The following is a 13,574-nucleotide window of genomic DNA, read 5'->3' as shown; positions in this document are numbered from 1 at the left end:
TTGGTGCCGTCACGTTCTGCTGGGCACCGGGAGGCGTGCGTGACTCAGGGTCCGTACCCGATCCTTTCGATGCAGTCGGCTCCGTTCCGTGCCCCGTTCTGGGCTCGGAGGCGTTCGCCCGTGCGTGCGGCGGCTGCGGTGACCGCGTGGTCGGTGAGGATGTCCTTAACGGTTTGGCCGATGATTTCTGGGGGCGCGCTTGCGGAGAGGGTTCGTCCGAGCCTGTTGCGTTCGATGACGTTGCCTGTGAGTGGTTGGTCGGATGACGGGTCCAGCGGCAGCACCAGGAGCGGGATCCCGTGAGCGAGGGCTTTGAGGGTCGTGGAGTGTCCGCCGTGGCCGATGACAAGGTCGACGTGAGGCATGATGTGCTCGTGGGGGATTCGCCCTACAAGCTCCACATTGGCTGGCAGCGGCTGCTCGGTTTTTATCGGCACTCCGCCGGTGGTCACTATGGCCCGCACCGCTGATGTGCCCTTTGTCAGCTGCCCCAACGCGGTGATGATTCTCCGGTACACGTCCTCTTGGTTCTTCTGCCAGACGGTGCTGAGGCTGACCAGGACGAGCGGCGGGATTCCGGCAACGCGGAGGGCGGGGGGAATTGCGTGCTCCGTTGTGCCGATCCAGTCGAACGCGATCCGGCACCTTCCTTGCCCGGCCGGATCTATGTCGCGGTCAGTGGGCAGGAGCCGCGCAGCGCACCGCTCAAAGAGAGCCATGGGGCTGAGGCCAAACGGCCGGAGCGTCGCGTTCACGGCAGGGTTGCCCATGCCCTGCTCCCAGAACTTCCCAAGGGAATGAAACAGCACGGCGGACGGGGTGCCCGTTCTGAGGGCTTCGCGCAGCGAAGTCAGCATGACGCCGTCAACAACGATCGCGTCGGCGCGTTGACTGGCAAGCAAAGACCGGACATCCCGGGCGGTCCCTCGCCCCAGTGCCATCCGCATCAGCGCAGGCCAATGTCCGAACGTCCCCGTAGGCCTGGTGACGTCCATTCGTGCCAGGGCGGGCAACTGCACCATCGTCACGCCTGCGGGGGCTGACCCCTGGGCGCGCCCGCGCACGCCGGCAATGGTCACGTGATGCCCGCGCCGCGCGAGTTCTCCGGCGATCGCGAAAGTCGGCGGGAGGTTCCCCCCGATGTCACCGCTGAGGAATATGACGTCGAGCGGCAGGCGCTGCCGTGGCTGTCCGGTCATGACGGGATCGGCAGCACCGCATGCACTCGGCCGCCCCTTTGCGTGCTCGCGGCGGAGGGCATGCCACCGGGCTTGGCCGCCCGCTCGCCCCTGGAGGTCATGACGACGGCGGCCGGGCACAACGTGCGGGTTCTTCTGTTTGCTGCGACTTCGATGTGCAGATAGCACCCGGTCTTGATAAGCGCCCGGAAGCCGCCGCACTCCGCGGGTCGGTCGTCCGTGATCGCCGTTCCCAGGCTCATGAACCATTATGGGCGCGTCCTCTCCGGGCTGACCAGAAACTTTTCCTCTCCACCAGGCTTGACTGGGCCAAAGGCAGGGGGCGTCGCTGCGAGAGACAGATGCGGCTTTGGTCAGGCTGACGTATCCAGCCTCAGTCAGGGTCTTAAGATGCTTTGAGAGGGTCGCGTCTGAGACGTCGAGGGTGTCGCGCAGTACAGCGAAGTCCATCTGCTCCACTCAAGGGCGGTGCCGGTGGCGCCCGGTCTCAACTAAGCGGCCCTTTCTTCGGAGCTTTGGATCTCCGCACCCTGGAGTGCGTGTCTGACTTCTGTGGGCGGCCGGCGCCGGTCTTTGACCAGAACAATCAGCATGGTCAGGATGGTGACCGTCCAGGCAATCGCGGTGAGGAACACCAGGCCGATCGCCACTAAGGGGTGCATTCCGAAAGTCTAGGACCGAGGGGCCGGAAATCCTGGTCGCAACACCGCAGCATCAGAGCACGAAAAAGGTGCGCCCCGTTCGCTGAGCGCACCCTTCTCGATTCCCCTCACAGTCGCATCCCCATCCGACTGGAACCATCATAAGCATGCTTAGGATTATGTGCGCAAGCCAGATACCCAAACCGAAGCACTGAGACAGACGGCTCCGAACAGGACAGGGACTGCTCGTGGGTTCACGCTTGCTGCTGGGCGCGGTCGGCCTGACCTCTGGTCGGCATGTTCGCTGACAATGCGGTCCGGGGCCAGATCCAGGCGGAGCGCAGGATGAAGTCCAGGAGCAGCACCTCGAGTGTGATGTGGAAGCCGTAGTAGAGAGCCCAGTCCCAGGACGCCCCTGCCGCGTTGAACACCGTGACGGGGATGTAGAGCGTTGCCACGACGATGCTCCTATAGCCGTCAATTTGAGCACCGGCTTGGGGCGGAAGATTCCGGTCATGGAACGCCCACCGCTGGTTTACTGTAGGTGCCGACACAAAGAGGTGGACGGGGGCGCCAGTGGAAATGCCTACGTCTTTGGGCCGCATGCCCACCCGGAAACTGCCGTCGGCACTAGTCGATATGTTGAATCGAGACCCTCTCCCGCCCGGATGCGTTTATTCTGCTGGGCGCGCTGGACCGCAAGCTGCTCTCGCCAGCGCGGCGACGTCCTATCCCGGGTAACAAATGACGTCGACAACATCCACTTAGTGGACTGAGCTGATCGTTGTCAGGGACGCTACGTTCTACGAGGCGCTTATGATCCCGGTTAAGAGGAGGGGCGCAGTAGATATCTTGATAGTCCTGCTAAATCCTTGGAGATTCCCCATGCAAACGGCGGTTTGTAACTTCGATAGATACCGCTAACGTTTCATATCTACGTAGTCGGGGGGAGACATGGTGGTATCCGAGGCACGGCTTGCATCCAAGCCGAAACGGATCATTTGGGGAATTGTTGTAGCGTCCTGCATTGTTGTCCTAGTTTCGGCAGTGGCTGGGAATATTCTGGTGCCAGGAATGGCCATTGTTCTTGGAATCGCAGCACTCACTTGGTTGATCCTGAGTATGACTGTCTCCATTGATGTTGGCTCGGAGAACGTAGTTATCCGCTGCAAGCCCTTCTATGCCAAGACGATTAGTGTCTCCGATGTCATAGCAGCCAAGCCGGCTTCTGAAACGACCATGACCGAGGGATATGGTGTTCGAGCCCTAGGCGATAGGACTCGGGGCGTCCTAGTCGGCGGTCCCGCTGTCGGTCTGGAATCCTCTACACGACGGTGGATTGTGTCCGCTGACCAACCTAGCGCTGTAGCTTCGCAAATCAATGCGCATATAGCGCGCAAGTAGACCCGGCCTTCAGAGCCGGGTACGCAAATTATTGGGGGAAATATGAAAAAGGTACTCTCAGGAGCGTCAATCGTCGAACTCCAGGGTCTGCATAACCTGCAATGGACGCAGTCAACGGCCATGGCTAAGAAGATCACGCAATTCCTTCAGGACAGTGCTCCGTCTCAGGCACAGCCCACCCCTTCAGGTGCAGTGACTTAAATGGAAGCGAACAACGGTCGGGACAGCGACCCCCTCGTCGGGTCATTCGATGCGTGACCTTTCTGGGGCGGAGTCGGTTTGGCGCAGGAGTGAACGAAGTCCCGGCTGAGACCGTTGTCAACGGTGGGCGCTTTGGATGGTTTGATTAGTCGGTGCTTCGTCTCAGACGCCTCGTTGTTCTTATCCTGTTTACAGTTGCTGTCACCACCGCTTCCTTGTCCTGGGCGCTTGGGCAGCCTGCCGCGGACGCTCGTCGAGCTTTTTCTCCACCGCCGCGAGCGGAGGCCGAGCTCGAAACGACGTCTTCCGGTATGACCACCGCAGTGAACGTCACCAGAAACCCGGATGCCGAGTGGGTGCTCCGGGCTGCAAAGGAGACTGGAATTCCTGGCCGTGCCCTGCGGGCATATGTTGCCGCGGCGGTAACCGTGAATGCTGCTGCTCCGGCGTGCGGAATCGGTTGGAACACTCTGGCGGCCGTGGGATTCGTTGAAACAGCACACGGAACGTACGGCGGCGGCACCCTCACGGCATCGGGACAGGTGAGCCGCCCGGTGACGGGCCCGGTTCTCAACGGTGCCGGGTTCGCCGCCATCGCCGACACGGACGCAGGTGTCCTGGACGGGGACGCCCGCTGGGACCGTGCTGTGGGGCCGATGCAGTTCATTCCTTCCACGTGGAAGCTCGTCGGGCGGGACGGGAACGGGGATGGAACGGCGGACCCGTTCAATATCGACGATGCCGCCCTTGGTGCGGCGACTTACCTGTGTGCCGGCGGCCGCGACCTGACAACCGCGGACGGCTGGACCGACGCGATCTACGCCTACAACCAGTCCGATGCCTATATCAGGCAGGTGCGGGACCAGGCCACGGCCTACGCCGCGAACACAGGCGCGGCAGGATGAGCCCTACTCCTGAATAGCCCAGTTCCGTTGCGTAACGCGGAACGTCGGATCGCTTCGCGGCGGCAGCACTAACTGCAGAGGGGGCCTTGCCCGCCTGGTCCTGCTGCTGCCGGGGCGTCCCCGCCTGAGCGCCTGATCCAAGCCGTTGCCGAATTAATAAGAGTGCTGCGGCGGGCCATTCTGCAAGACCGTCACCGGGCCTGCAGAATGGCTTGCCGCAGCAGCCAGGCTTTGGAACTACCGAATCGGTTTAATTTCGCGGATGGTCAGGTCCCGGAAAGTGGCGGCTCCCTCGTGGGCATAAAGTCGGATTGCGTTGTCGCCTTTAAGGGGGAACACCCGGTGCGAATGCACCACCCGTCCGTCCCCGAGGAACATCTCCACGCTTGTGAGGTCCACGAGGATGCGGATGCTGAGCCGTCCTGCCGAGGGGTCTATCGGAGTTTGGGTTTCGCCGCCGGTCGGGTTGATCGTTGGACGCCTGTTGAGGTAGGCGAAGGGGCCTCGCAGGAATGCACCGGCGGCAACGTGCCTGCCCCCGCCCTCTGCGCGGCACACTTCAAGGCCAACGTTGGCAGGTGGGGAAGCGGGGTCCCAGACAAGCTCGCACGTGAGGTCGTAAGCGGACGCGCGGACGTCCAGGTCACGGGTTCCCTTGACAACTAAGTCGCCCAGGAGGTGGGTGCGCTTCACATGGTTTTCCAGCGCTGACGTGGGCGTGGAGACCAGGCAGTACCCGCCGTCCACCTTCTTGAGGCGGATGTCGCGCACGATCATGTCATCGCCGTTGTACGCGTCCGTCTCAAGGGTCGGCGTGTTGTGGGGGTAGTCCCAGAAGTTCGCCCACCCGATGGCCCGGCGCAGAGTCTCGTCCTCCACCCCGGAAGCGTCGTGGTGGGGATACGTGACTGCCCCGTAGAAGTCATAGCCGTAGTCGAGCCATTCGGGCTCCGGCTGGTCAGGCGTGAACGATGTTCCGTCGAAGGTGCCGGTCCAGTAGGCATAGGTTGCGGGCAGGCCACGGCCTTTGCCGTTGGCACTCGTGCCGAGGATCCAGTGGGAGGTGCCGTCGTCGGCGGTCATGCGGAAGATGTCAGGGCATTCCAGCAGCCCCAGATCGGTACGGACGAACTCGCCGACGCGCTGCCAGGAGCGCAGGTCGGCCGACGTGTAGAAGCCGAGCTTCTGCCCCTCGGCGTTCGCCATGAACCAGCGTCCGCGGTCAGCGTCCCAGATGACTTTGGGATCGCGGAAATCATGCACTCCCGGGTTAGGCAGCACCGGGGCAGTCCCGGCGGCCTTGAACGAGCGCCCCCGGTCGGTCGAGTACCAGAGGTACTGCGCCTGGCGGCCTTCGGGCGCCTGCGTCACCAGGGCGATCACCGCACCCTCGCCATATCCGGCGGTGTTCAGCTCGTCCACCACAAGGGACCCTGACCAGCAGTCCCCGTTGCCGTCGCTGAACTTCGGGATCGCGACTCCGTGGTCAGTGAATTCGACGTGGTCCGTAGTGGTCGCGCGGCGCCATGACGTGCCTCCGCCGCCCTGCAGGTAGTCGGCGTTGTACAGGTAGTAGTAGTGGTATTCCCCGTCCATGTAGATGGGGCGCTGGGGGTCGTTCTTCCAGTTGTCCGGGACACTGAAGTGATAGGCGGGGCGCATCCGGCGTGATCCTTTTGACATTGAGCCGTTCGATGCCGGATCTGGTGTCCTGGCCGGTGCGGCTGCGGCTGATTCGGCGATCGCCGCTGACAGTGCGAGAGATCCGCTGAGCGCAGCCGCCCCGCTTCCGGCAAGGAGTGACCGTCGAGAGACCGTGGGTGAATTTTGCATGGGTTCCTTCTTTATGGGCAGCCTCGATGCTGCTGTAAGAGTTGGTGTGTTGTTCTGCCCCGCTTTAGGGAAAGAGGCTCCGGGCACCGTCAAAAATGCCGGCCATGGTCCAAGCGTCGAGGGAGAGTAGCTCTGCCGTGCCTTCGGCGGCAAGGCTCACGTGGTCCCCGCCCAGGGTGGGGTAGACGCGGGCAGTGAGCGCTATCCCGTTGGCAAAAATTTCGACGGCGGACCGGTCCAGGATGACGCGCAGGTGCACCCGCCCGTCGGGCATGGGGATGGGTCCGGACTTGTCTTCCGCATCAACGGCTGGATCAAGACTGCTTCGTGTGCGGTCCAGGCGGAGCGTGCCACTGCCGGCGCCGTCAGCCGCCCTTCGCACCTCGATGACCGTTTCCTCTGCGGGACTGCCGGACGTGCCCCCGCCAGTGGAACCCAGCACACCGAGCCGCAGCAGTGCGCCCGGTGCCAGTTGGAGCTCCAGTTCGAGGTCGAGTTGCCTGCCGGACACACCGGTGTCCAGGGGCTCCAGCAAACCGCCCGGCACCTGTCCGGACAAACTCACGTGGCCACGGCGCAGCTTCTTGATTTCCGGTACGGGTGCGAAGCGGAGGGTCCCGTCCTCGGCCGCCGTGACGGTTCGCGGCAGGCTCATCACCCCTGACCAGCCGGCCTCCACCATCGCGGCATCGCTTCGGCCTTCCTGCATCCAGCCGAACATGACGCGCCGGCCGGATTCATCCTGGAACGACTGCGGAGCGTAGAAGAAGCGGCCGCCGTAGTCGAGCCGGTGCAGGGCCGCGGGTTCGAAGCTGTCCCCGGCGTACCGGCCGGTCCAGTACAGCGGGTGGCGGGTGTCGCCGTCGTTCCATGCTGAGAAAACCAGCACATCCGGCGAGCCGTCAGAGGGTGCGGACCCCAGCGAACCCTGCCCTGCCCGGAAAAGGTCCACGCATTCCCACATGGTTCCCGTCCAGTCAGTGTCCGCAGGGTCGCCCTGCGAGGCGTCACCGATGAACAACGGCCCGATGTAGTCCCATCGCCGCAGGTCCGCTGACTCGTACAGGAACGCCGTTCCGCCGCGCTGGCGGATGCCCGAACCCACGAGCTGCCGCCACTTCGTTCCTTCACGCCAGACGCAGTGGTCGCGGTACGCCGTGATGTCTACTCCAGCCGGCGGCGCCGCGATCACGGGATTTGCGGGGTCCTTGGTCCAGTTCAGGAGGTCCGGGGATCCCACGGCGACGCAGGGCAGCTCCTTGCCCTCGGACCGCCCCGAATACACCAGGGTGGGCGTGCCGCCGTCGTTCACCAGGACCCCGGACCAGCAGCCCTCGGCGTCCGGTCCTGCGGACGGTTCCAGGGCGACGGGCTGGTCCGTCCACGTGACCAGGTCCGTGCTGGTGGCGTGGCCCCACTGGATGCGGTGGTGGAACGCGCCCTCCGGGTTGTACTGGTAGAAGAGGTGGTAGGTGCCGTTCCATTGGCTGACGCCGTTGGGATCGTTGAGCCAGCCGGCCGGTGACACGAAATGGAAGCGTGGCCGGAGGGGGTCGGCTTCGGCCCGGGCAACCAGCTCATCCTGTGGAACGGTGGCGAGCGGGTGGGTCAGGTCAGTCATGCGGAAGCCCCTTCTTGAGCGTTCGACGCCGGGAGGTTGGGCTGGGTTGGTTCGCCCGCCAGGGCATGGCCGGCGGCGCCGGCCCACGGCCGGTAGAGGTGGCAGCGCACCCAGTGGCGGTTTTCCGGGTCTCCAACCTGGTGGCGCACGGGTTCTTCGTCCGAGCAGGCCTGGTTCGGGTCGCCGTCGAAGGCGCACGTGGTCGAAGCCATGACCGCCTGCCGCAGTTCGGCCCGGCGGACGGGATCATACGAGCCTGCCCGTGCGGGGTCCGGGACAGCCGAGACCAGGAGCTGCGTGTAGGGGTGTGCGGGATTGGACAGCAGGTCCAGGGACTCCCCTTCCTCAACGAGTTCACCGGCGAACATGACCGCCGTCCGGTCCGCCAAATAGCGGGCGGACGCGAGGTCGTGGGTGATGTAGAGCATGGAGATGCCCTGCTCGTCACGGAGCTTGCGCATCAGGTTCAGCACACCGATCCGGACGGAGACATCAAGCATGGAGGTAGGCTCGTCCGCCAGGATGACTTGGGGTTCCACAGCGAGGGCCCGCGCAATTGCAACGCGCTGGCGCTGACCGCCGGAGAGCTCGTGCGGATACGAGTTCAGCATGTCAGCCTGCAGGCCAACAGTGGTCATGAGCTCTTCGAGCCGCCGCACGGTCTCCTCCGCGGAACCGCCGCCCTTGCCGTGGATCGCCAGCGAACGGCGCAGGAAGTGCTCGATCCTGTGGGCCGGGTTCAGTGAACCGAAGGGGTCCTGGAAGACCATCTGCAGCTGGGACCGGAACGCACGCGACGCCTGGAACCGGTCGCGCTTGAGGATGTCGACGCCGTCGATCAGGATCGCGCCGCGGGTCGGCTTCTCGAGCCGGGCAACGCAGCGGGCCAGGGTGCTTTTGCCGGAACCGGACTCTCCCACAAGCGCGACGATTTCGCCGCGGTTGATGGTCAGGTCCACGCCGTGCAGGGCGCGGACTGAGTCGCGGGAGAACAGCCCTCCAATGGGGAACGACTTGCCGAGGCCACGGATTTCAAGGGCGGGAGTGCGTGTGGCGGACGCAGCCATCGGGGATGCCAGGGAGTGGCTCATCGTGCGGCTCCTGCCAGGTCTGCGGAATCAATTACTGGAGCGTCGGCACCAAGCGGAGCCACGAAGTGGCCCGGTGCCGCCTCGGTGAGGTCCGGGATGTTCCGGAACTTCACGCCGTCGGGCAGTCCCGTCAGCGGAACCCGCGGGCCGGTGAGCGGCGGGAACGCGCCCATTAGCGCCTGGGTGTAGGGGTGGCGGGGGTTGGTGTACACGTCCTGCGCTTTTGCCGTCTCCACGATCCTGCCGCCGTACATCACGGCCATGCGGTGCGAGAGTTCCACCATGAGCGACATGTCGTGGGTGATAAAGAGGACAGAGAAGCCGAGCTCGCGCTGGAGGTCCTTGATCTGGGCCATGATCTCCTGCTGCACCACCACGTCCAGCGCGGTGGTGGGTTCGTCCAGGATCAACAGTGACGGCTTGAGCGCCACGGCCATCGCTATCACTGCACGCTGACGCATGCCGCCGGAGAGCTGGTGCGGGTAGGACTTGAGGCGTGCGGGGTCTATCCTCACCAGTTCCAGCAGTTCACCGGCGCGCCGGAGGGATTCCTTGCGGGAGTAGCCGGCGTGGGTGGTGAAGATGTCCACGATCTGTTCGCCGATGGTGAGCACCGGGTTGAGCGAGTTCATGGCTGACTGGAAGACCATGGCCACGTCCTGCCAGCGGAAGCGCCGCAGCTCCTCCGGGCTCATGGCCAGGACGTCCTTGCCGCCAAAGGAAATGCTGCCGCCTGCGATCTTCGCGGGATCCTTGAGCAGCCGCATGATCGAGTTGGCGATGGTCGATTTTCCGCAGCCTGATTCCCCTGCGAGGCCGAACACCTCACCGGTGCCGATGCTGAAGGAAACGCGGTCCACGGCGGTGGTGGAGCGGGTGTCGCCGATGTACTTGACGGTGAGGTCCTTGACGTCCAGGACGGGTTCGTGGGAGCCGAAGGACACTTGGGAGATGGTCATTTGGAGGCCCTCCTTTCGGTATCTTTCGGGGTTTTGATCTTCCGCAGGCGCGGGTTGGTGACCTCGTCCACGGCGTAGTTGATGAGGGCCAGGGCGAAGGCGACCAGTGCGATGCAGACGCCCGAGGGAATGAACACCCACCAACTGCCGGTCAGCAGGGCGCCTTCGTTGCCTGCCCAGAAGAGGTTGTTGCCCCACGAGACCGTGCTGGCGTCGCCCAGGCCCAGGAACTCCAGGCCCGCTTGGGCACCGATGCCGTAGATGACGCAGGCCAGCAGGGTGCCCATCACGATCGAGGCCATGTTGGGCAGGATTTCGCGGAACATGATCCGGCCGGCCCGTTCACCGGACACCACGGCCGCGGCCACAAAGTCCTTCGAGCGGATGGACAGGGCCTGCGAGCGCAGGACGCGTGCTGAGCCTGCCCAGCCGGTGACCACCAGGACAAGAATCACTGTGCCCAGTCCCGGAGGGAGGAATGCGGCCAGGATGACCAGCAGCGGCAGGCCGGGAAGGAGCAGGAAGACGTTGGTTGCCAGGGACAGCGCTTCGTCGATGAACTTACCGAAGTACGCCGAGGCAAGTCCCACCAGGATGCCGATGAAGGTGGACGCGAAGCCCACGGTGAGCCCCACGAAGAGGGAACTCCGGGAGCCGTGGACTGTCAGGGCGAGCACATCCTGCCCCTTGGCTGTAGTTCCCAGCCAGTGCTCGGCTGATGGTTCCATGGAGGCCATGGCGGTGATCCGCGACGGGTCGCCGGGGAAGAGTACCGGTGCCAGCAGGGCCAGTGCGATGAAGACGAGCATCACGGCCATGCCTGTCAGGGCTTTTTTGTTGGTGAGGATGCCGTGGACGAAACTGCGGTTGGGCTTGCGGGCCGCCGGGGTTTTGGCGGCCGTTGTGCCGGGTTGCTTCAGGATTGCGGTTGTCATGATCGCTCCCTCTAGTTACTGCGCACGCGCGGGTCGAGGCGGACGTAGAGGATGTCCACCAGGAAGTTGGCCAGCAGCACGGCGGCGGTGATGGTCAGGAACAGGCCCTGCATGAGCGGGTAGTCGAGGCCCTGGACGGCGTTGAGGAGCTGGTAGCCGACGCCGGGGTAGGCGAACACCACCTCGGTGAGCAGCGCACCGCCCACCACGAAACCCAGTCCCATGCCGAAGCTCGTGACCGACGGGAGCATGGCGTTGCGGGCTGCGTAGCGGAGCATGATGCGGCCCGGGCGGAGTCCCTTGGCTTCGGCCATGGTGATGTAGTCCTCGGAGTTGGTGGCGATCATGGTGTTGCGCATGCCCAGCATCCAGCCGCCGATGGAGACCAGCACGATGGTCAGTGCCGGAAGCACCAGGTGGGCTCCGACGTCGCCGATGTACTCCCACGTGAACCCGGGCTCCAGGCCGGCGGTGAAGGCGTGGCGGATGGGGAACCAGTTCAGTACTACGCCGAAAAGGTACAGGGCGCCCATTGCGAGCCAGAAGTACGGGAAGGAGCCGATGAATACGAGCAGCGGTGGAAGCGCGGAGTCGATCGCGCCGCCGCGCCGCCAGGCGGCGAGGACGCCCAGCAGGTTACCCACGACGGCGGCAATCACCAGTGCGGTTCCGCCGAGCAGGAGGGTCCAGCCGATCTGGGACGAGATGACCTCGGTGACCGGGGTGGGGAACCGGGAGATGGAGACGCCCATCTGTCCGGTAAAGATGTTGGTCATGTATCCGATGTACTGCTCCCAGAGGGGCCGGTCATCAACACCCAGCAGCTTGCGCAGGGCCTCGATCTGTTCGGGCTGCATTCTGTCCTGGGAGCGGGCGAACATGCGGGAGACGGGGTCCCCGGGCATGAAGCGGGGGAGCAGGAAATTCAGGGTGATGGATGCCCAGAAGGCGATCAGGTAGAAACCCAGGCGGCGCAGGATGAAGCGCACGGTTTCCCTCCATTCGGGAATTACGGAAAGTTTGGGGGCTGGCCGCCGGATGATCCGGCGGCCAGCAGGTGTGGGTGGCGCGCTGCGTTACTTGCGCGGTTCCAGCGTGGTCAGGACGAGCACCGTAGAAGGTGAGCGGACCGAAAGGGTTGCGTAGGGGTTGTCCTCGGTGGGCCAGCCGGTGAAGCGGGTGTCGTTGAAGGCGCCCCACTCCGGACCGGAGAACAGCGGCACCAGCGGTGCTGCGTCGTCGTATTCTTCCTGCAGCTTGTTGGCGATGTCCTTCTGCTTGGACTCGTCCGACTCCGCCGCGAACTCGGCCAGCAGGGCGTCAGCCTGGGCGTCGCCGAAGCGGTGGTAGTTGTCGAATGTCTTGGTGCCCACGGGCTTGACGGTCGACGTGCCCATGGAGGAGTTGAAGTACTTGTACGGGCTGGGGTCGTTGGCGCTCCAGACGATGCCGGAGTCGAAGTCGCCCGTTTCGTAGCCGGCAACCACGGCAGCCCAGTCCGGGGACTCCACCTTTGCCGTGACGCCGACTTCTGCCAGGTTCTGCGCGATCACGTTGGCCACGGACAGCCAGTCGGAAGAGGACGCTCCCACGGAGATCTTGAATTCGAACGGCTTGCCGTCCTTGAGCGTGCGCTTGCCGTCGGCACCCTTCGGGTAGCCAGCCTTGTCCAGCAGCTCATTGGCCTTCTGGACGTCCAGCTTGGTCCAGGTGCAGTTCTCCTTGACCTCGTTGTTCTTCCAGGTCTCGTAGTTGCCGGAAAGCCCGGTGCAGTCCGCAGGCTCGGCGTAGCCGCTCATGCCGATCGTGGTGACCTGCTCCCGGTCGACGGCCATGCTCAGGGCCTTGCGGACGTCAACATCGTTGAAGGGCGCCTTGGTGGTGTTGAGCTGCCAGTTGATCATGGCGCCGGTGGCCGGGAACCAGTAGTGGCGGTGTTCCTTGTCCTTGGAAACGAACGTCTTTTCGATGTTCGGGATGTACTGCGGGGCCCAGTCCACATCGCCGTTCGCGGCGGCGAGGTTGGCGCCGTCGTTTCCTGCGAAGGCAAGCATCTTGATACCGGCGATCTTTTGCTTTTCCGGCTGCCAGTAGTTGGGGTTCTTCTTCAGCACGAACGACTGGGCCTGGAAACTGTCAACCTCGGTGTAAGGGCCTGTGCCGACGGGCTTGGCATTGGCCTCCTTCTCCGGATCGGCGAGGGCGGACCAGATGTGCTTGGGCAGGATGGTGAGGTGCCCGACGTCGTACAGGGCCGGCGACCACGGCTTGTTGAAGGTGAAGGTCACTTTGTTGGTGCCTTCGGCGCTCACGGTGTCCAGGTACTCGAAGCCACCCTTGATCTTCTTCTGGAGCTCGAAGGTGTAGGCGACGTCCTCGGCCACGAAGGGCTGGCCGTCGGACCACTTAACGCCGTCGCGCAGGGTGAAGGTGATGGACTTACCGTCGTCGGCGGCCTTCCATTCAGTGGCCAGCCACGGCACGGTGTCACCCTTGGCCGGGTTGAAGATCAGCAGCGACTCGTAGATGGATTGCTGGACCATCGGGTTGACGGTGGGGGCGAACGGGTTGAAGTTCTGCACGAACGTGCCCATGTCCTCACGCGGAATGGTGAGGAAGGCGCTGGCGTTGGCTGCGGCGTCGGTGCCGGCAGCCTTGTTGCCGTTGGCCGCACAGCCGGTCAGCAGCAGTGCGCCTACCGCCAGCCCGGCCGCCGTGGTGCGGGCAGCCCTCAGGAATCGGGGTTGTGTCATGATGGTTATCTCTTTCCTATCTTCATCAGCAA

General features: G+C 64.1%; 11 protein-coding genes and 1 pseudogene. 1 reads left to right on the top strand and 11 read right to left on the bottom strand.

What is annotated here, in order from left to right; genetic code table 11:
* Nucleotides 1-44: 44 nt before the first annotated feature.
* The 4 genes and pseudogenes from WHH00_RS10050 to WHH00_RS10035 all read right to left on the bottom strand — a co-directional run bounded on the left by WHH00_RS10050 (nucleotide 45) and on the right by WHH00_RS10035 (nucleotide 2,298).
* The gene (locus WHH00_RS10050; protein ID WP_406638552.1) at nucleotides 45-1,199 is read right to left on the bottom strand and encodes a glycosyltransferase; all 1,155 of its coding nucleotides are present in this window, start codon (nucleotides 1,197-1,199) and stop codon (nucleotides 45-47) included.
* Between the two features lie 354 nt (nucleotides 1,200-1,553).
* Nucleotides 1,554-1,649, bottom strand: a pseudogene (locus WHH00_RS10045) (transcriptional regulator); the annotation flags it as partial.
* A 41-nt stretch (nucleotides 1,650-1,690) separates the two neighbouring features.
* Nucleotides 1,691-1,861 (bottom strand): hypothetical protein, encoded by a 171-nt coding sequence (locus tag WHH00_RS10040; protein WP_406632423.1) that lies wholly within the window; start codon nucleotides 1,859-1,861, stop codon nucleotides 1,691-1,693.
* Nucleotides 1,862-2,094: 233 nt separating this feature from the next.
* The gene (locus WHH00_RS10035; protein ID WP_406632421.1) at nucleotides 2,095-2,298 is read right to left on the bottom strand and encodes a hypothetical protein; all 204 of its coding nucleotides are present in this window, start codon (nucleotides 2,296-2,298) and stop codon (nucleotides 2,095-2,097) included.
* Nucleotides 2,299-3,756: 1,458 nt separating this feature from the next.
* Between WHH00_RS10035 and WHH00_RS10030 the strand changes: the two genes are divergently transcribed.
* Entirely contained in the window at nucleotides 3,757-4,350 is a 594-nt protein-coding gene (locus WHH00_RS10030; protein WP_406632419.1) for a lytic transglycosylase domain-containing protein, read from the top strand.
* A gap of 237 nt (nucleotides 4,351-4,587) precedes the next feature.
* Here WHH00_RS10030 and WHH00_RS10025 read toward each other — a convergent pair whose 3' ends face one another.
* The 7 genes from WHH00_RS10025 to WHH00_RS09995 form a co-directional block, all read right to left on the bottom strand.
* Complete coding sequence (locus tag WHH00_RS10025; RefSeq protein WP_406632417.1) at nucleotides 4,588-6,012, bottom strand: glycoside hydrolase family 32 protein; 1,425 nt, start codon at nucleotides 6,010-6,012, stop codon at nucleotides 4,588-4,590.
* Nucleotides 6,013-6,247: 235 nt separating this feature from the next.
* Nucleotides 6,248-7,804, bottom strand: a complete 1,557-nt coding sequence (locus tag WHH00_RS10020; protein ID WP_406632415.1) for a glycoside hydrolase family 32 protein — start codon at nucleotides 7,802-7,804, stop codon at nucleotides 6,248-6,250.
* A complete protein-coding gene (locus WHH00_RS10015) occupies nucleotides 7,801-8,895 on the bottom strand; it encodes an ATP-binding cassette domain-containing protein (protein WP_406632413.1) in 1,095 nt (364 codons plus the stop codon). The genes WHH00_RS10020 and WHH00_RS10015 overlap by 4 nt, the downstream gene beginning before the upstream one ends.
* Nucleotides 8,892-9,854, bottom strand: a complete 963-nt coding sequence (locus WHH00_RS10010; RefSeq protein WP_066275474.1) for an ABC transporter ATP-binding protein — start codon at nucleotides 9,852-9,854, stop codon at nucleotides 8,892-8,894. The genes WHH00_RS10015 and WHH00_RS10010 overlap by 4 nt, the downstream gene beginning before the upstream one ends.
* The gene (locus tag WHH00_RS10005; protein WP_406632410.1) at nucleotides 9,851-10,789 is read right to left on the bottom strand and encodes an ABC transporter permease; all 939 of its coding nucleotides are present in this window, start codon (nucleotides 10,787-10,789) and stop codon (nucleotides 9,851-9,853) included. The genes WHH00_RS10010 and WHH00_RS10005 overlap by 4 nt, the downstream gene beginning before the upstream one ends.
* A gap of 11 nt (nucleotides 10,790-10,800) precedes the next feature.
* Nucleotides 10,801-11,778: an ABC transporter permease gene (locus WHH00_RS10000; protein ID WP_231457188.1), complete on the bottom strand. Its 978-nt coding sequence runs from the start codon at nucleotides 11,776-11,778 to the stop codon at nucleotides 10,801-10,803.
* Between the two features lie 87 nt (nucleotides 11,779-11,865).
* Entirely contained in the window at nucleotides 11,866-13,542 is a 1,677-nt protein-coding gene (locus WHH00_RS09995) for an ABC transporter substrate-binding protein (protein ID WP_406632408.1), read from the bottom strand.
* Between the last annotated feature and the right edge of the window lie 32 nt (nucleotides 13,543-13,574).

It is taken from the genome of Pseudarthrobacter quantipunctorum, from assembly GCF_045291495.1.
Classification (GTDB): Bacteria; Actinomycetota; Actinomycetes; order Actinomycetales; family Micrococcaceae; genus Arthrobacter; species Arthrobacter quantipunctorum.
This window is presented reverse-complemented; position numbering and strand designations above follow the sequence as displayed.